Below are 16476 nucleotides of genomic sequence, written 5' to 3'. Positions count from 1 at the left end.
CCGAACGCGCCGCCCGCAAAGTAGCCCCATCTATTCGGGCGTGCTTGACGATTTCAGGAGAAAGATGGCCGGCGCCCGTTGGGCGGGGGGCTTTTGGGTAAAGGCGCCGGCCAGGCGGGCAATCAAGTCCGCCGCCAGAAGCCTTTGCTCGACCCCGATGTTGCCGAGACTGGATAGCCATGAGGAGCGAACGAGCATGCCTTTTCAATGGAACATTAGCGTTTTCGAATAGTTGAGTTCTTGCTTCGGATGCCGCTACCTTGGCTCCGTCAGGCTGGTGGGCACATCGGCCGGCCCGCGCCATCGGTCCCTCCGTGGTGCGGGCCTTTCAGGCTGACTCGTCGATCATCAGGGTGGTGCTTTTCGGCCGGTGGTATTTCTTCACCAATTCGACCGTGCCGGCGTCGACCGTGACGCGTCCAAGCACCTGCACCGTGACCCTGGCCAACTCCTCGTCGACGCGACAGGGCCGCATCAAGCGGATCGGCTAGAGCGCCCCACCTCCGTAAGGGGCCTGGTCGCGTTGGATTTCCGGTTACGCGGCTGCGGCAACGAAAGAGATGGCGATCAGGTCGTCGCCCTCAATTCGGCCTTGCCTCTCTTCCATCGCCGCTACGACTTTCAGGAACGTCTTCATTTCGTGTTCGGTAACCCGCGCTTCCTCCATCCTTGCTCTTAGGGCGGCTACGCGCCTTCCCAAGGTGTTGGAATGCCCGATCTCACGGTTCGACATACTTGGCTCCTCGTTGTTCGAATTTGAAAGCCCGCCGCTCATTTCTGTGCGGCGGGCTTTCAGCTAAAAGCGCTTGGCTCATTCGTAAACTTTGATGATCTTGCGCGTGCCCGGATCCACGAGGACTGTTCGGTTGTCGATCACGACGTAGCGGTATTGCACGTCGGGGACTTCACGCAGCTCGACCGTATCGGGCAGAGCCGTGCCGATGTTGAGCTCCACGCCAGGAAGGGTCACTGAAGCCAGGGGCTGCTTCTTCACATACTCCCGGATGACGGTTTCCTGTTCCGGCTGAATGATCACGGTGTCGGCGGCGGCCGCACCGATACCGGCGAGCAGCAAAACCCCCCCAGCGGCCGCGGTGAGATGAATTCTCATAGTTTCCTCCTAGTGGTGTGAGTTGCGCCAGACGACATCGTCTTCACGCCAGAGCTCACCCAACGCCAGCCATTTGCAAACGTTCCTTGGTTCGGCCTTCGGTCTGAATCGGTGTGGGACCTTTGTGCGATTATCAGGCGCAATAGGCCACTGCATGGGCGGCGGCCGGAACCGCGATTGCCGGCATTCGTTGCTCGCTACCAGTTCATGGGAGGAACCTGCCGAGCAAAGGTCCACCATCGGCGGTCAACTGAGTGCTCGTCACGTCTGAGCCCCCTCGACATGGCGGGCACCCAATTTCGCGTGCCAGCAGCGGCAAGCGGCAATATCGAGGCGAACCGTGACCTTTGTCCAGAACAGACCGAGCGCAGATGACGTCGCAAGCCGAGCCGCAAACGACAATCATGCTGCCCCAGAAGATTTTTCGGTGCTTGATCTGATTCCGAGTGAGGACGACGATAAGGTCGATGAAACTGTCAGGCGAACAGAGCGCCTGGCAATTGCCCTGGTTGTCGGAATGGCTATTTGGTTGATCGTTGCACCGATGGTCTACGTTACCCTGAGGCACGCGATCTAAGCCGGCATGATGAGTCGTCTTGACGAATCCTGCAGGGAGATGCGTCGCAAATCGGCCAATCAGCTCCGGCTTGACCCGCTTGCATCGCCGGTCGCTTCATGCCCTTCGGCGCCGGTCGCTCCGGCATCATGGTGAACGATCGCGTCCAGTATCGTCTCATAGACGCTCCCGGTGTCTTCCTCGATCTCGGTGCTGCCAATGCCAAGGGATCGGGCGTCCGCGAAAAGCTTTTGAGCCAGCTCGGCGACCGAGATCATGTCGGCTCCGGCCGAGGGACATTGTTCGAAATCCACTTGTGCAGGAAGTTAACGCCGCGGGTGCTCATCTCGCCATAAGCCGGCGGCCAGCATTAGGTTCCGCTAATGCCCAAAGGTCAGGCCCGGCCTACTTGAGCAACCAATTGTTCGATCGTGCGTTTCGCCGTTCATTGAAAAATGGGCGACAGGCTATGGGTAAATTTCTTCCGGTCGAAGTTGTTTTCTTACGCGGGCGATCAATGATCGTTTCATCGATCATCGAAGCAGAGGAGGCGCTGCAAGGGTGTTGGCCGGATAAGCGCTCGGCCAGCTATCAACACGCTGCACGTCTTGTTGCAGCTGCTAAGGATGGGATGTGTCGGCCGACCGTGGCGTTTGAGGCCTTCAGGATTGCCGCACTCAAGCAAGGCCTGGTCAAGAACGGAAAGCCAAGCGACGCTCTCATCACGCTCGACCATCTAGCCGGCTACGAGTCTCCTCCATCGTTCGAGCAGCCCCAGCGGGCGATGACCGATCCTCTTAATAGCAACCGCAACCTCTCTTCAGCTCTGACGCGGGCAAGACCCTTTGACCTTGTCGGAATCGTGAGCAGTCGGCGGAGGGCGAAAGCAGGGTTTTCTTTCGCCGGCCGCAGGAACTTGTCCTCAATACGCGAGTTGAGCCGAACCTCCGCTAACCAAGGAAAAAAAAATGGCGACAACCAAGGCATCAACAAAGGGTCTGAACGACCTGTTTCACGGCACGCTGAAGGACATCTATTTTACCGAGAAGAAGATTCTGGCGACACTGCCGAAGATGGCGAAGGCGGCGCAGAACCCCAATCTGAAAGCAGCCTTCGAAAAACACCACGGCCAGACAAAGGAGCATGTTACCCGGCTGGAAGAAGTTTTCGAAGTTATCGGCAAGAAGCCGGCTGGCAAGACCTGTGCTGCTATCATGGGCATCACCGAGGAAGGCAGCGAAATCATCGAAGAGTATAAGGGAGCGGCTGCTCTCGACGCCGGCTTGCTTGCCGCTGCACAAGCCGTCGAGCACTACGAGATTTCGCGCTACGGCACGTTGCGGACCTGGGCTTCCGAGCTCGGCCTGACCGAGGCAGTGAACCTCCTCGACCTCACCCTGGCCGAAGAAAAGGAAACAGATGCAGCGCTGACCGAGCTCGCAGAGTCGGCCGTCAACGTCGCTGCCGAAGCCGCATAAGCGCGAGCAGCGCCGTGCCCAAGCACGGCACTTTCCTAGAGCCGCGATGATCGAGCATCGCGGCTTAGATTCCCCTCCGAGATAAATTCCCCATGGAAAAGACATTCAACCGACTGGCGGGCGCCGTCGCTCGCGCCACCGGCAGGCCTTGGGCCTTTGCGCTTTGCTTGACAGCGGTGCTGATCTGGGCCGCTGCGGGCCGATGTTCCAATATTCCGAGACCTGGCAGCTGGTCATCAATACCGGGACGACGATCATAACATTCCTGATGGTCTTCCTCATCCAGAATACCCAGAACCGGGACGGCGCCGCCATCCAGGCCAAACTCGACGAACTGATCCGCTCCGGCCGTGGCAAGAACGACTTCATTGGCATCGAGCACCTGACCGAAGCTGAGGTCGAGCAATTCCGCTCGCTCTGCGCTCAGGCCAAAATAGGGAAGACGATGGCCACCTAGGCGGGAGGCTTGCTTTCGGGCTCTTCCGACGCCCGATTTTCGCTGTGCTTCAGTTTCGGCGTTGGTGTCTTCGGGCCAGCCCGAGCGTTTTTCGAGTCTCATGGGCGGACGGTGCTATTTGCCGATGACGGCGCACGCAGTTGCTCTCATCCCCGAAGCGAGATCACCAGCGGCCCTGCTGCGATTTATTAGCTCGGCTGCGGGAACAAAGCCCTCCGGTGCTTGTTAGGCTCACAGCACAAATGTGTGCCCAACAAGGACCCTCTCCATGAAAACCCGCCTACTTTTGGCCTCGCTGGCCACGGCTACAGCCATGACCTTTGCACTGCCCGCCTTCGCCGCCGACAGTGCACAAGACTTTGTCGACAAAGCCGCCGCCGGGGGTATGTTCGAAGTGGATTCGAGCAAGATCGCCGAGGGCAAAGCCCAGGATCAAAGCGTCAAGGATTTCGCGCAGAAGATGATCGACGATCATGGCGCGGCCAACGCCAAGCTCGAGACGATCGCCGGCGAACAGAAGCTGAAGGTGCCCACGGAGCTGGATGCCAAGCACAAGACCGATCTTGACACCCTTCAAAACAGCAAGGACCCGGTCGACGGATCCTATGTCCAGATACAGCGCGAAGCGCATTCCGATGCGGTCAAGTTGTTCGAAAGCTACGCCAAGGACGGTGACAACGCGCAGCTGAAGACGTTCGCCCAGGAGACCGTCCCGACGCTCAAGATGCACCAGGAAATGATCGAGAAGATCGCGACGACCATGGGAACCCAGACGTCAGCGACGAAGTCCGAGACGCCGACTGTCACGGTTGGTGACGCACCCGATCCGACGCCTCCGCTCTCCGGCGCAAACAGCTTCACCGAGGACCAGGCCAAAAGCCGCATTCAGGATGCCGGCTTCTCGGAAGTGTCGAAACTGACCAAGGACGACCAGGGCATCTGGCGCGGTGAGGCGAACAAGGACGGCAACAACACCACCGTGGCGCTGGACTACAAGGGCAACGTCGTTGCCGGCACCAACTGAACAGAGATCGAGGAGATCAAAAACATGAAAACTGTAACCGGACTATTCGACAGTTACGATGACGCCTCCAATGCAGTCGGCGAACTGCAAGCCAGCGGCGTTCCGCATTCCGATATCAGCATCGTCGCCAGCAACTCGACCGATTGGTATGACAATGACAGCTCCACGGCCGCTGACGATGCAGCGGGCGGCGCCGGTCTCGGTGCTGTGGTCGGCGGTGCCGGCGGGCTTTTGACCGGGCTCGGTATCATGGCCATTCCGGGCGTTGGTCCGGTTGTGGCCGCAGGTTGGCTAGCCGCCACCGCCGTCGGAGCCCTGGGCGGCGCGGTCGTGGGCGGGGCTGCTGGCGGGATTGTCGGGGCACTCACGGATTCCGGCGTCTCGGAACAAGATGCCCATGTCTACGCAGAGGGCGTGCGCCGCGGTGGGACCTTGGTGACGGCCAAGGTCGACGACGCGCTTGCTGGCAATGCCGAGCGGATCCTCCGGCACACCAAGTCGGTAAACTTGGAAGACCGCCGCAGTGCCTACGAAGCCGGCGGCTGGACAGGATTCGACACCGATGCCGACAACTACACCAAAGGTGAGATCGATCGAGACAGAGCGCGCAACGCCAGTCGCCTCTAATCGGGGAGCCCCGCCGCTCATAGGCGGCGGGGCTCCGTGGCGTCTGGCGGCCATCATGAATGCGTGCATCCCCCAACCGCTCTAAGGAACAACTCATGGCCAAGTCTCCAAGCCGCGTCAGCGATCAAGCTGTCATCCACGATCAGAAACTGGTTCGAGGCGAAGGGGGCGAGTTGCACCAAATTGCGCATGGCTCCGTTCCACCGCTCACAACAGCCCAAGGCGGGCCAGTCTCGGATGATCAGAACTCACTGAAGATCGGTTCGCGCGGGCCGACGGTCCTTGAAGACTTTCATTTCCGCGAGAAGATTTTCCACTTCGACCATGAGCGGATCCCCGAGCGCGTCGTGCATGCACGCGGCTACGGCGCGCATGGCTATTTCGAGACCTACGAGTCGCTCGCCAAATACACTCGCGCCGACATCTTCCAGCGCGCCGGCGAGAAGACGCCGGCCTTCGTGCGGTTTTCGACGGTCGCCGGCAGCAAAGGCTCTGTCGACCTGGCGCGCGACGTGCGCGGGTTCGCGGTCAAGCTCTACACACAGGAAGGCAACTGGGACATCGTCGGCAACAACATCCCCGTGTTCTTCATCCAGGATGCGATCAAGTTCCCGGACATGGTTCACGCCGTGAAGGAGGAGCCCGATTGTGCCTTCCCGCAGGCGCAATCGGCGCATGACAATTTCTGGGATTTCATTTCGCTGACGCCCGAGTCCATGCACATGATCATGTGGGTGATGTCGGACCGGGCAATCCCGCGCTCCTTCCGCTTCATGGAGGGTTTCGGCGTCCACACCTTCCGGATGGTCAATGCCAAGGACGAATCCACCTTCGTGAAATTCCACTGGAAGCCGAAGCTTGGACTTCAATCCGTGGCCTGGAACGAAGCGGTCAAGATCAACGGTGCCGACCCCGACTTCCATCGGCGCGATCTCTGGGAGTCGATCCAGGCCGGCAATTTTCCGGAGTGGGAGCTGCAGTTGCAATTGTTCGATCAGGACTTTGCCGACAGCTTTGACTTCGACGTGCTCGACGCCACCAAGCTGATCCCGGAGGAAATCCTGTCGCCGATCCCGGTTGGTCGCCTGGTCCTCGACCGCATGCCCGACAATTTTTTCGCCGAGACCGAACAGGTCGCGTTCATGACCCAAAACGTTCCGCCCGGCATCGACTTCTCCAACGATCCGCTGCTGCAGGGACGGAATTTCTCCTACCTCGACACCCAGCTGAAGCGGCTGGGCGGACCCAACTTCACGCATATCCCGATCAACGCGCCGAAGTGCCCGTTCCACCATTTCCAGCAGGATGGCCATATGGCCATGCGCAATCCAGTCGGAAGGGTGAACTACCAGCCGAATTCATTCGGCGAAGGCCCAAGGGAGTCGCCGCAGCGCGGCTTCCGCTCGTTTGCAGAAACCGAACAGGGGCCGAAACAACGCATCCGTGCCGAGAGCTTCGCCGATCATTACAGCCAGGCGCGGCAGTTCTACATCAGCCAGACGCCGCCGGAGCAAGGCCACATCGCGGCCGCGCTGACCTTCGAACTCAGCAAGGTGCAGACAGCGGCCATCCGCGAGCGGATGGTGTCCCACCTCATCAACATCGACGAGGGCCTGGCAAAAAAGGTCGGCGACGGGCTTGGCCTGAAGGCGATGCCGAAGCCCGCCGAAGCGGCCATTGCCACGCGGCAGGATCTTGCGGCGGCACCCTCGCTCAGCATCCTGGCTAACGGCCCCGATCGGTTCGAGGGCCGCAAGCTCGGCATCCTCGTTTCCGACGGCACCGATGCGGCGCTGCTCAAGGCGCTGACCGGTGCAGTGGCCAAGGCCGGTGCCAGTTTCGAGATCATCGCCCCGAAGGTTGGCGGCGCAAAGGCCAGCGACGGCAGCCTGATCGAGGCGCAGCAGATGATTGGCGGCGGCCCCTCCGTCCTCTACGACGCAGTCGCATTGCTGCCCTCGCAGGCGGCGATGGCAGACCTGATCAAGGAAGCGACGGCTCGCGATTTCGTGGCTGACGCTTTCGCGCACTGCAAGTTCATCGGCTACGTCGATACCGCGATGCCGTTGCTGGAGAAGGCAGGCATTGTGGACACTCTCGACGAGGGATGCGTTGCGCTCTCTGGACCCAAGGATGTTGCCAATTTTCTGAAGGTCCTTGGCGCGCTGCGTCTATGGGCGCGCGAGCCCAAGGTGAAGATGTCGTAGCCAGTGCGGCAGCCTTCAGCGGCGGAACCGCGCGCATCTGCGCCCGTCGTCCAGAGTGGGAGCAGGCAATGACGAAGGAGTTGGAAATGGACGATGACACCGTGCAAAATCAAGGCCGCCAGCCGCAGAAGCAATCTGGCGACAAACCCCGTCAGCATAGGGTTGAGGGCAAAGCCTTGCGGGTAAACGAAAACAGCGTCGAAGACCGCGACCCTTCCGCTTTGCCGGCGTCGCCGGACCAGCACTCCGGCGACCTGCTCAAACCGCACAAGGTTGAGGGCAAGGCTCTGCGGGTGAACGAAAACAGCGTGGACGACCAGGAACCCGCCCGCTCACCAGCGCCCCCACACAGGGAATGATCGCGTGGGTCGTCGCTGCCGTTCTTCACGACGGCGACGACGCTAGCGCATCAACCCTGCTGCTCGCAATGCGTCCTCGATGACCTTGGTAATGCCCGCAGCCGAACCACGCGCGTTGAGAGGCTGCGGTTCCGGGGTGGGATCGATATGAACCGCCCGCGGTTTTTCCGCCTGCGTAAAAGTCTGCAACGCGGCGCCCGAAGCGGGCTCGGTTTTTCCGGGGCGCCGCACGCTTGGCTTCGCGAGACCCCAGAAGCGGGCGACATGGCGTGTCGAGGAAATCCCCACGTCCAGCATGAATGGCCCTGCCCTGCCGAGGCCATCGTCGCCGGTCGTGTTGAGCGGCGTGCCATGGCCCATGCCGGCAATTGTATATTTCTCGATCAGTTCCCGGCCACTGGTGTCGCACCAGACCTGCCGTGCTTGACCATCGACTTCTTCCGTGCGTGTCGGGGCCTTGCCGACGCCATGCACCCCTTGCCATTGCGAGAGGATCGCGTCGGCATTCGAGGGCACAACGGTGTTGTCGGCCAAACCCTGCCAGACCGAAATTCTCGGCCAGGGACCGTTGTGTGGAGAGGCCTCGTTCAAGAGCCGCTGGAGTTCGGCTTTGGATGGGCCACCATGGCCCCGCATACGGTCGAAGGCTTCGGGAATAGTCGAGGCGCTGCCGTAGGCAAGCCCTGCAATGATCGCCCCGCCGGCGAACACCTCCGGGTAAGCCGCCAGCATCACTGTCGCCATGGCGCCACCTGCGGAAAGACCGGTGATGAAAATACGCTTGCGATCAAGACCATGCGCGACGACCGCCGCCTCAATCATCTGTCGAATGGAACACGCCTCGCCGTTGTCGCGCCGGATATCCCCAGACACGAACCAGTTGAAGCAAAGGTTAGCATTGTTGGCGCGTTGCTGCTCGGGGAAGATCAATGCGAAACCAAGCTCATCAGCGAATTGCGACCAGCCTGAGTGAAAGTTGTAAGCATTCGCGTTCTGGGTGCAGCCATGCAGCACGACAACAAGAGGTGCGCCCTTTGGCAGGCTTTTCGGACGATAATATTTTGACTTCAAAGCCCCCGGATTTGAGCCGAAACCCACTAGAGGAAGGAGATGGTCTGGCGCGCCGTGCTCGATGGTTTCAGTGAAGCGTTGTGCTCTCAGCGCGGCAAGCCGCGCGATCGTGTCGGAGATTTTTCGCAAAGGGAGCGTCCTTCGTTGTGACGCCCGAAATTGGACGGCAACAGGTGCAACGCGATTGCCACAGTATCGTTGCTGCACTGCACAAAAATTGAAACGGGGGATGCGATGAAGGGCACGGCCACAAACCAGGCGAGCCGCATCCAGCTCGATTTCCGGTAAGCAAAAACCCATCGTGGACGTGGAGCAATACCCGGCCTGCGCTCGGATCCGCTGACCATTCTCATCACCTCTGAGTAGGATGACGGCCTTGGGCAGAGGCGGTGACCGTCGGATGCCTAACGACCGAGTCAGCTTTGGGGGGTCGGCTTGGGTGGCCACAACATGAAAGCATCCGCCAGTATGCTATGTGCGCTGGGCAATTGTTAGCTTGCTGCCGCTGATCGCTTGAAGACGATGGTCACCTTCGTCCCTTCGCCGGCGCTAGACTCGACGTCGAACTGCGCCTTGGCGTTCTCGGTCAGTGAGTGTGCAATCAGCGCACCCAGCTTGCCGGGCTTGGGCCATGTCTCGCCTTCCGGCAGGCCGATTCCGTCGTCCGCAATTATGACCCGGCAGCCGTCGCCACTGACGATGCTATGCAGCGTTATCGTGCCGCCCTCGCGCCCCTGGAAGGCGTGTTTGAGTGAATTGGTCAGCAATTCGTTCACGACCAGGCCCGTCGGCATGGCGACATTGATAGACACTGGGTATGTATCCACCTTCATGTTTAGGCGGATACCCTCGACCGCATGCGAGCTCATCACCGCCGACGCGATCTGGCTGAGATAGACGCCGAGATCGACCTCCTCTTTCTGCTCGTCGGCCGATAGAGTCTGGTAGAGGATCGCCAGAGCGTCGACGCGCCCGGCGAGCCGCTCAAATCGTTTTTGGTCTGGCTCGGTTGCATTGCGCGTTTCCAGACGGATCAATGCGGTGATCATCTGCAGGTTGTTCTTCACCCGGTGCTGCAGTTCGCGCAGCAGGGTGTCCTTCTCGCGGACGCGCTCCTCCACCGAACGGGCTTCCTCAGTTTCGCCATGGGATGACACGTCGACCAGCGCCACGAGCCTGAAACAGACCTTGCCGTTGTCGTCTTCGATGACATTGGAATAGACGTCGACAATCGGTTGATTGTCCTCGTCGCGCTGCAGCCGGAAGGTGCCGACGAAATCGGTCTCCTCGACTACGGCCTCGGCCAGCGGCCGGTCCTTCTGCGGATGAATGCCTATGCCGGAAATTGCTGCCCAGTTTTGCCGGGTAAGCTTGGCCGCCTTCAGGCTGGCCAGTCGCTCGAATTCCGGATTGGCATAGACGACGCGCTCCTTCCCGCTCAGGTCCGAAACGGCAATCGCGATCGGCACCTGGTCGAGGAATTTCTTGAACTGTTCACTTTCCAGCGCGGTGGCGAGGTCAGGCGTATCGAGCAATTGCTCAACCGCCTCGGCCTTTTCTGAATCCGATGTCATCTAGGGCCTGTGCTTGCTTCGGGAGTTCAATATCATCAGTCATGCACTTCGCTCGCCACCGCCAAAGCTGGAAGCGGCGACGCGGTATTCAGGAGTAGGAAGGCACCAGCCTCGTGTCACGGAGCGGCCGATGACGTCACATTGCAGGACCAGACGATCTGCGCCGCCGAAACTGCCTACAGAACACCGCACTTCGCGGCGGTTTGTCGGCCATTTTCTTGCGCCATCGCTTCGGCCATTCTTGTGCCATGCTAGAGAGAACCCCGCTCTTGCGAACCGAGTCCCGCTCAACACGAACTCTTAGATTTGGCTAATGTTCCATCAAGTCTGCGGCATTAACCACTGCGCCGATAAGGCGGAGCCAAAATCAAAGTTGCCAACAGACAATCTACTGCCTCATGGAAGCCGGTTGGCACGGGAGGCGTTTGGGATCCTCACGTGCGCACTAGCTCGGCGCCGCCAGCTTCGCCCCTAAGGCGCCCTCGCAGCGGCCTCTCCGGATACGCTTACGCAACATAATGCCGATTCCGCGCGTTCTACGATGGAGCAGCTATGGCCGATCCAACAGACGGCCCCATGCGGCGACAAGATCGGAGGGCCAGGATGCCTAAGTTCAAAGAAGCGCTTGAGCGTGGAAAGGAAGCTCGCCGTCAGCAGGAGGAGTATCCCCGCGATGAGAAGGCGGAGCACGGGGCCCCTTTGGCGGACTTCGGCGCGCAAGCCAGGACCTGGCTAAATGACGTCGTGGTTGCGTCGTTGGAAGCGGCCAAGGCTGACGTGGCAGGCGAGATAACTGTCGACATAGACACCGCCCCACGCCGCCAGGTCAAAGCGTCAACGCCGTCAATCCGGTTCCAAATCTACAGGAAGCGAGGACCGGAGAAGAAGATCAGAAGGACGTTCACTGTCAGCGTTCAGTTGAGTGGAGGGGTCTCAGTGTCCGCACCTGGGATCGTGGCGAAAGATGTGGGAAACATAGGCGATAGGTCTGATGAGCGGTTCCGTAACCTGGTAGCCGAACTGATCGAGGACGCCGCTAGGGGCACGGGCATTTAGGCAATCTTTAGGCAAGGTCGCGGAGGGCTACGATGGCAACCGCTGATTCCGGTCAATGTCCCACACTCTTGCGGGCTCGGGGGATAGCTCGCTGCCTTAAAGCATCGCCGTTCGTCGGCGATCATGGCCCGATAGGCTGGTGCTGCGAGAGAGGATTGAACTCTCGACCTCTCCCTTACCAAGGGAGTGCTCTACCACTGAGCTACCGCAGCCGCCGATGGCGGGGCTTCTGCCATATCGAACCGGCAAGCGCAAGGCCAAGCGCAACGCATCTGTGAAAGCCTTTGCCGGATAGCTTTTGATGACATGGCGGCGCCACAATGTTGGCTATCCCTGAATGCTGGGCTGGCGGGTCGCCGGCCGGGACGGGACGATGGACGACAAGACAATTCCAGCGAAAAAGAGTGGCGCGAGCCGCAAGGACAGGCTTGCCGAGCAGTTGCGCGCCAATCTGCAGAAACGCAAGGCACAGTCGCGCTCGCGACGCACCGGCGCGGCCGACGAGCGGCCTGAAGGGCTGCAGGCGTCGGGCAAAACGGGAAAAGATTAACTCAAATCAGCCACACTGGCCGGCCACACTTGGTCCTGTGGAAATCCTATTTCTTGAACCAAGCCGGCCAATGGTCTAGACGGGCCGATACTCAAACGATTGAAACCGGCCATTCGGCCGAGGGGACGTTCTTCCATGGATCGCATCAGAATTGTCGGCGGCAACAAGCTTGCCGGAAGCATTCCGATATCGGGCGCCAAAAACGCCGCCCTTCCGCTGATGATCGCCTCGCTCTTGACCGACGACACGCTGACGCTGGAGAACGTGCCGCATCTGGCCGATGTCGAGCAGCTGATCCGCATCCTCGGCAATCACGGCGTCGACTATTCGGTCAACGGCCGCCGCGAGAAGCAGCAGGAAGGCTATTCGCGCACCATCAATTTCTCCGCCCGCAACATCGTCGACACCACCGCGCCCTATGAGCTGGTGTCGAAGATGCGCGCGTCCTTCTGGGTCGTCGGGCCGCTGCTTGCCCGCATGGGCGAGGCGAAAGTGTCGCTGCCCGGCGGCTGCGCCATCGGCACGCGTCCGGTCGATCTGTTCCTCGAAGGCCTGCAGGCGCTGGGTGCCGATCTTGACGTCGACACCGGCTATGTCATCGCCAAGACCAAGAACGGCCGCCTCGTCGGCAACCGCTACGTGTTTCCGAAAGTGTCGGTCGGCGCCACCCATGTGCTGATGATGGCGGCTTCGCTGGCCAAGGGCGAAACGGTGCTTGAAAACGCCGCTTGCGAGCCCGAGATCGTCAATCTCGCCGACTGTCTCAACGCCATGGGCGCGAAAATCTCCGGCGCCGGCACGCCCACCATCACCATCGACGGTGTCGAAGCGCTGTCCGGCGCCCGCGTCCGGGTCATCCCGGATCGTATCGAGACCGGCACCTATGCCATGGCCGTGGCAATGACCGGCGGCGACGTCGTGCTGGAGGGCGCTCGTCCCGAGCTGTTGCAGACCGCACTTGACGTCATCGCCCAGACCGGCGCCGAGATCACGCCGACCAATTCCGGCATCCGCGTGCGGCGCAACGGCGCCGGCATTGCGCCGGTCGACGTGACGACGGCGCCGTTCCCGGCCTTCCCGACCGATCTGCAGGCGCAGTTCATGGGCCTGATGACGATGGCCAAGGGCAAGTCGCGCATCACCGAGACGATCTTCGAAAACCGCTTCATGCACGTGCAGGAGCTGGCTCGGCTCGGCGCCCACATCACGCTCTCCGGCCAGACGGCGATCGTCGACGGCGTGTCGAAGCTGAAGGGCGCGCCGGTGATGGCGACTGATTTGCGCGCCTCGGTGTCGCTGGTCATTGCGGGCCTGGCGGCCGAAGGCGAGACCACGGTCAACCGCGTCTATCACCTCGACCGCGGCTTCGAGCGGCTGGAGGAGAAACTCTCCGGCTGCGGCGCGGTGATCGAGCGGATTTCCGGTTAGCAATCGAAAGGTCGGCGCCGCCCAGCGTCCTGCCCTTCGCTGTCGCTCCGGGCGTTCGTCGTTCGAAAAGCCAAGCAATTGGCTTTTCATCCGCTGCGCGGACCACGCCTCACTCCCGTCACTATACGGGGAGAAGTGCCCGGCAGGGCGATGAGGGGCAGTGCAAACCTGAGGCCGTTGGCGCGGTTGCGCGGATCGCCAAGACCGCCTAACAAGCTGAAAACCAACTTTCAGGTGCGAAATCCGCATGAATGCCCTCAAGCTTGTCGCCCTCGACGATCAGGATCTGAGCATCGTCTCGGCCCATGTCCAGGACGCAGTGATGAAGGTCGGCGACCTTGAATTCCTGCCGGCGGCCAAGCGCTTCGTGCTGACCATGAACCGCTTCGTCTGGGAGGCGAAGTCCGGCCTGTTCCGCCAGCACAATGAGCGGCGGCAGGCCGTGCTGCATTTCGACCGCGTGCTCGGCGCCAAGACCAACGGCATTGCCCGAAACAAACCGGCCGAGGTGCTGTCGCTGCTGGCGATCAGCTTCGTCGAGATCAGCAAACCCGCCGGTATCGTCGAGCTGATCTTTGCAGGCGGCGGCACGATCATGCTCGATGTCGAGTGCATCGAGGCCCGGCTTGCCGACATTGGCGGCGCCTGGGAAGCCACCTCGCGCCCCGTGCACAGGGCCTGAGCGCACAAGATGGCCATAACGCTCCGCCAGTCCGATGCCGATTTCGAACAGCGTTTCGCCGCCTTCCTGTTGACCAAGCGGGAGGTGTCGGAGGACGTCGATGCCGCCGTGCGCGCCATCATAGCGCGCGTGCGCGCCGAAGGTGACGCGGCATTGATCGACTACACGCAGAAATTCGACAAGGCCGACCTGAACAAGCTTGGCATTGCCGTCTCCAGGGACGACATCGCCAAAGCTTACGACGACGCTGATCCGGCGACAATCGAGGCGCTGAGCTTCGCGCGCGACCGCATCCGCTCCCATCACGAGCGGCAGAAGCCGAAGGACGACCTCTATACCGATGCCGCCGGCGTCGAGCTCGGCTCGCGCTGGACGGCGATCGAGGCCGTCGGCCTGTATGTACCGGGCGGCACGGCGAGCTACCCGAGCTCTGTGCTGATGAACGCCGTGCCGGCCAAGGTGGCCGGCGTCGAGCGCATCGTCATGGTGGTGCCGGCGCCCCACGGCATCATCAATCCGCTGGTGCTGGTGGCGGCCGATATTGCCGGCGCGTCCGAGATCTACCGTGTCGGCGGCGCGCAGGCGATCGCGGCACTCGCCTATGGCACCGAGACGATCAGGCCGGTGGCCAAGATCGTCGGGCCCGGCAATGCCTATGTCGCGGCCGCCAAGCGCCAGGTGTTCGGCACCGTCGGCATAGACATGATCGCCGGACCGTCGGAAGTTCTGGTCGTGGCCGACGGCAGCAATGACCCGGACTGGATCGCCGCCGACCTTTTGGCCCAGGCCGAGCATGACGTGTCGGCGCAGTCGATCCTGATCACCGACGACCCGGCCTTCGGCAAGGCGGTCGAACAGGCGGTCGAACGCCAGCTCCAGAGCCTGGCGCGCGCCGAGACGGCAGCGGCAAGCTGGCGCGATTTCGGCGCGGTGATCCAGGTACCGACGATCGAGGCCTCTTTGCCGCTGGTCGACCGTATCGCGGCCGAACATGTCGAGCTCGCCATCGACGATCCGGAAGCCTTCCTGTCCAGGATGCGCAATGCTGGTGCGGTGTTTCTCGGCCGGCACACCCCGGAGGTGATCGGCGACTATGTCGGCGGCTCCAACCATGTGCTGCCGACGGCGCGATCGGCGCGCTTTTCTTCGGGCCTTTCGGTGCTCGACTTCGTCAAGCGCACCTCGACCCTGAAGCTCGGGCCGGAGCAGCTCCGGGCGCTGGCGCCGGCGGCGATCGCGCTGGCCAAAGCGGAAGGGCTGGATGCGCATGGACGTTCCGTCGCCATCAGGCTGAACATGTAGAACCATGTCTGACTACGATCGAACCCGCGCCAGGCTGATCGACGTCGAACTCGACGAATCGATCGGCCGTTCGACGCCCGACGTCGAGCATGAGCGCGCGGTGGCGATCTTCGACCTGATCGAGGAAAACAGCTTTCAGCCGATCAATGACGATGGCGCCGGGCCCTACCGGCTGAAGCTGTCGCTGGCCGAGTCGCGCCTGGTGTTTGCGGTGGCGCGCGAGGATGGTGCTGCTGTGGTCACCCACATCCTGTCGCTGACACCGCTGCGGCGCATCGTCAGGGATTACTACCTGATCTGCGAAAGCTACTACGACGCCATCCGCTCCTCGACGCCCAGCCATATCGAGGCGATCGACATGGGCCGGCGCGGCCTGCACAATGAGGGCTCGCAAACGCTGATGGACCGGCTTGCCGGCAAGATCGACATCGATTTCGACACGGCGCGCCGGCTGTTCACGCTGGTCTGCGTGCTGCACTGGCGAGGCTGACCTGCCTGCCCCTCTGCCCCGTTCGATCCTGTTCCTGTGCGGCATGAACGCCGTGCGCTCGCCGATGGCCGAGCAGCTGGCGCGGCGCATGCTGCCTTCCGCGACGTTCGTCGCCTCGGCTGGAGTGCACCGTGGTGAACGCGACCCGTTCGTCGACGCGGTGCTGGCCGAGGAGGGTCTCACGCTTGGTGAGCGTCACCCAAGGACCATGGACGACCTCGAGGACGACTATTTCGACTTGATCGTGACGCTGGCGCCGGAAGCACACCATGCCGCGCTCGAACTCACCCGCTCGCTCGCCGTCGACGTCGAATACTGGCCGATGCCCGACCCGACCGGCGCCGGCGGCACGCGCGAGCACATCATGGCCGCCTATCGCGACGTGCGCGAGCGGCTGAAGGCGCGGATATCCGGCCGTTTCCTCGCGCCAAGGGCCAAAAACGCCGCGGATTAAGCGTGTTCACAAGCGGATGATTATCATATAGGTTCCGCCGCAAATTCCGG

At 61.5% G+C, this 16476-nt stretch carries 18 protein-coding genes, 1 tRNA gene and 3 pseudogenes; 15 read left to right on the top strand and 7 right to left on the bottom strand.

Annotation, left to right across the window (positions count from 1 at the left end; all coding sequences use genetic code 11):
- Positions 1 to 328 precede the first annotated feature (328 nt).
- The 3 genes from ACFX5Q_RS22555 to ACFX5Q_RS22545 form a co-directional block, all read right to left on the bottom strand.
- Positions 329 to 475, bottom strand: a complete 147-nt coding sequence (locus ACFX5Q_RS22555) for a hypothetical protein (protein ID WP_404281512.1) — start codon at positions 473 to 475, stop codon at positions 329 to 331.
- A 60-nt stretch (positions 476 to 535) separates the two neighbouring features.
- A complete protein-coding gene (locus tag ACFX5Q_RS22550) occupies positions 536 to 733 on the bottom strand; it encodes a hypothetical protein (protein WP_404281511.1) in 198 nt (65 codons plus the stop codon).
- A gap of 78 nt (positions 734 to 811) precedes the next feature.
- Positions 812 to 1111, bottom strand: coding sequence for a DUF1236 domain-containing protein (locus tag ACFX5Q_RS22545; RefSeq protein WP_404281509.1), 300 nt, complete (start codon positions 1109 to 1111; stop codon positions 812 to 814).
- Between the two features lie 340 nt (positions 1112 to 1451).
- On the opposite strand from ACFX5Q_RS22545, the gene ACFX5Q_RS22540 reads away from it, so the two are divergent.
- Positions 1452 to 1688 (top strand): hypothetical protein, encoded by a 237-nt coding sequence (locus ACFX5Q_RS22540; protein WP_404281507.1) that lies wholly within the window; start codon positions 1452 to 1454, stop codon positions 1686 to 1688.
- Between the two features lie 59 nt (positions 1689 to 1747).
- Here ACFX5Q_RS22540 and ACFX5Q_RS22535 read toward each other — a convergent pair.
- Positions 1748 to 2013 (bottom strand): annotated as a pseudogene (locus tag ACFX5Q_RS22535) (hypothetical protein).
- Positions 2014 to 2136: 123 nt separating this feature from the next.
- Between ACFX5Q_RS22535 and ACFX5Q_RS22530 the strand changes: the two are divergent.
- From ACFX5Q_RS22530 to ACFX5Q_RS22500, 7 genes and pseudogenes are all read left to right on the top strand, one after another.
- Positions 2137 to 2346: pseudogene (locus ACFX5Q_RS22530) on the top strand (DUF982 domain-containing protein); the annotation flags it as partial.
- 289 nt (positions 2347 to 2635) lie between these two features.
- A complete protein-coding gene (locus ACFX5Q_RS22525; RefSeq protein ID WP_404281505.1) occupies positions 2636 to 3145 on the top strand; it encodes a ferritin-like domain-containing protein in 510 nt (169 codons plus the stop codon).
- 92 nt (positions 3146 to 3237) lie between these two features.
- Positions 3238 to 3602: pseudogene (locus ACFX5Q_RS22520) on the top strand (low affinity iron permease family protein).
- Positions 3603 to 3870: 268 nt separating this feature from the next.
- A complete protein-coding gene (locus ACFX5Q_RS22515) occupies positions 3871 to 4626 on the top strand; it encodes a DUF4142 domain-containing protein (protein ID WP_404281504.1) in 756 nt (251 codons plus the stop codon).
- Positions 4627 to 4650: 24 nt separating this feature from the next.
- Positions 4651 to 5253, top strand: a complete 603-nt coding sequence (locus ACFX5Q_RS22510; protein ID WP_404281502.1) for a hypothetical protein — start codon at positions 4651 to 4653, stop codon at positions 5251 to 5253.
- A 95-nt stretch (positions 5254 to 5348) separates the two neighbouring features.
- The gene (locus tag ACFX5Q_RS22505) at positions 5349 to 7460 is read left to right on the top strand and encodes a catalase (protein ID WP_404281501.1); all 2112 of its coding nucleotides are present in this window, start codon (positions 5349 to 5351) and stop codon (positions 7458 to 7460) included.
- Between the two features lie 86 nt (positions 7461 to 7546).
- Positions 7547 to 7819, top strand: coding sequence for a hypothetical protein (locus tag ACFX5Q_RS22500; protein WP_404281499.1), 273 nt, complete (start codon positions 7547 to 7549; stop codon positions 7817 to 7819).
- A 42-nt stretch (positions 7820 to 7861) separates the two neighbouring features.
- Here ACFX5Q_RS22500 and ACFX5Q_RS22495 read toward each other — a convergent pair whose 3' ends face one another.
- Together ACFX5Q_RS22495 and ACFX5Q_RS22490 are read right to left on the bottom strand one after the other, a co-directional pair.
- Positions 7862 to 9019, bottom strand: a complete 1158-nt coding sequence (locus ACFX5Q_RS22495; RefSeq protein WP_404281497.1) for an alpha/beta hydrolase family esterase — start codon at positions 9017 to 9019, stop codon at positions 7862 to 7864.
- A 362-nt stretch (positions 9020 to 9381) separates the two neighbouring features.
- The gene (locus ACFX5Q_RS22490) at positions 9382 to 10464 is read right to left on the bottom strand and encodes a sensor histidine kinase (RefSeq protein ID WP_404281495.1); all 1083 of its coding nucleotides are present in this window, start codon (positions 10462 to 10464) and stop codon (positions 9382 to 9384) included.
- 603 nt (positions 10465 to 11067) lie between these two features.
- Between ACFX5Q_RS22490 and ACFX5Q_RS22485 the strand changes: the two genes are divergently transcribed.
- Positions 11068 to 11520, top strand: coding sequence for a hypothetical protein (locus ACFX5Q_RS22485; protein WP_404281493.1), 453 nt, complete (start codon positions 11068 to 11070; stop codon positions 11518 to 11520).
- A 137-nt stretch (positions 11521 to 11657) separates the two neighbouring features.
- On the opposite strand, the gene ACFX5Q_RS22480 is transcribed toward ACFX5Q_RS22485, so the two are convergent.
- Positions 11658 to 11732 (bottom strand) — tRNA-Thr (locus ACFX5Q_RS22480).
- 161 nt (positions 11733 to 11893) lie between these two features.
- Between ACFX5Q_RS22480 and ACFX5Q_RS22475 the strand changes: the two genes are divergently transcribed.
- The 6 genes from ACFX5Q_RS22475 to ACFX5Q_RS22450 all read left to right on the top strand — a co-directional run bounded on the left by ACFX5Q_RS22475 (position 11894) and on the right by ACFX5Q_RS22450 (position 16426).
- Positions 11894 to 12070, top strand: a complete 177-nt coding sequence (locus ACFX5Q_RS22475; RefSeq protein WP_120018508.1) for a hypothetical protein — start codon at positions 11894 to 11896, stop codon at positions 12068 to 12070.
- A gap of 135 nt (positions 12071 to 12205) precedes the next feature.
- Positions 12206 to 13498, top strand: a complete 1293-nt coding sequence (murA, locus tag ACFX5Q_RS22470; RefSeq protein WP_006200919.1) for a UDP-N-acetylglucosamine 1-carboxyvinyltransferase — start codon at positions 12206 to 12208, stop codon at positions 13496 to 13498.
- 247 nt (positions 13499 to 13745) lie between these two features.
- On the top strand, positions 13746 to 14180 hold the full coding sequence (locus tag ACFX5Q_RS22465; RefSeq protein ID WP_404281490.1) for a DUF2948 family protein: 435 nt from the start codon (positions 13746 to 13748) through the stop codon (positions 14178 to 14180).
- A gap of 9 nt (positions 14181 to 14189) precedes the next feature.
- Positions 14190 to 15482 (top strand): histidinol dehydrogenase, encoded by a 1293-nt coding sequence (gene hisD, locus ACFX5Q_RS22460; RefSeq protein WP_404281488.1) that lies wholly within the window; start codon positions 14190 to 14192, stop codon positions 15480 to 15482.
- 4 nt (positions 15483 to 15486) lie between these two features.
- Positions 15487 to 15972 carry a UPF0262 family protein gene (locus ACFX5Q_RS22455; protein WP_006200922.1) on the top strand — a complete coding sequence of 162 codons (486 nt, stop codon included), beginning with the start codon at positions 15487 to 15489 and terminating at the stop codon, positions 15970 to 15972.
- 1 nt (position 15973) lies between these two features.
- Positions 15974 to 16426: a low molecular weight phosphatase family protein gene (locus ACFX5Q_RS22450; RefSeq protein ID WP_404281618.1), complete on the top strand. Its 453-nt coding sequence runs from the start codon at positions 15974 to 15976 to the stop codon at positions 16424 to 16426.
- Positions 16427 to 16476 lie beyond the last annotated feature (50 nt).

Source organism: Mesorhizobium sp. IMUNJ 23033, assembly GCF_044778005.1.
In the GTDB taxonomy this organism is placed as follows: domain Bacteria; phylum Pseudomonadota; class Alphaproteobacteria; order Rhizobiales; family Rhizobiaceae; genus Mesorhizobium; species Mesorhizobium amorphae_A.
This window is presented reverse-complemented; position numbering and strand designations above follow the sequence as displayed.

Coding starts and splice junctions, on each gene's coding strand:
- ACFX5Q_RS22555 (WP_404281512.1), bottom strand. CDS start 475: ATGCGGCCCTGTCGCGTCGACGAGGAGTTGGCCAGGGTCACGGTGCAG.
- ACFX5Q_RS22515 (WP_404281504.1), top strand. CDS start 3,871: ATGAAAACCCGCCTACTTTTGGCCTCGCTGGCCACGGCTACAGCCATG.
- ACFX5Q_RS22525 (WP_404281505.1), top strand. CDS start 2,636: ATGGCGACAACCAAGGCATCAACAAAGGGTCTGAACGACCTGTTTCAC.
- ACFX5Q_RS22475 (WP_120018508.1), top strand. CDS start 11,894: ATGGACGACAAGACAATTCCAGCGAAAAAGAGTGGCGCGAGCCGCAAG.
- ACFX5Q_RS22550 (WP_404281511.1), bottom strand. CDS start 733: ATGTCGAACCGTGAGATCGGGCATTCCAACACCTTGGGAAGGCGCGTA.
- ACFX5Q_RS22465 (WP_404281490.1), top strand. CDS start 13,746: ATGAATGCCCTCAAGCTTGTCGCCCTCGACGATCAGGATCTGAGCATC.
- ACFX5Q_RS22505 (WP_404281501.1), top strand. CDS start 5,349: ATGGCCAAGTCTCCAAGCCGCGTCAGCGATCAAGCTGTCATCCACGAT.
- ACFX5Q_RS22545 (WP_404281509.1), bottom strand. CDS start 1,111: ATGAGAATTCATCTCACCGCGGCCGCTGGGGGGGTTTTGCTGCTCGCC.
- ACFX5Q_RS22490 (WP_404281495.1), bottom strand. CDS start 10,464: ATGACATCGGATTCAGAAAAGGCCGAGGCGGTTGAGCAATTGCTCGAT.
- ACFX5Q_RS22455 (WP_006200922.1), top strand. CDS start 15,487: ATGTCTGACTACGATCGAACCCGCGCCAGGCTGATCGACGTCGAACTC.
- ACFX5Q_RS22510 (WP_404281502.1), top strand. CDS start 4,651: ATGAAAACTGTAACCGGACTATTCGACAGTTACGATGACGCCTCCAAT.
- murA (WP_006200919.1), top strand. CDS start 12,206: ATGGATCGCATCAGAATTGTCGGCGGCAACAAGCTTGCCGGAAGCATT.
- ACFX5Q_RS22485 (WP_404281493.1), top strand. CDS start 11,068: ATGCCTAAGTTCAAAGAAGCGCTTGAGCGTGGAAAGGAAGCTCGCCGT.
- ACFX5Q_RS22500 (WP_404281499.1), top strand. CDS start 7,547: ATGGACGATGACACCGTGCAAAATCAAGGCCGCCAGCCGCAGAAGCAA.
- hisD (WP_404281488.1), top strand. CDS start 14,190: ATGGCCATAACGCTCCGCCAGTCCGATGCCGATTTCGAACAGCGTTTC.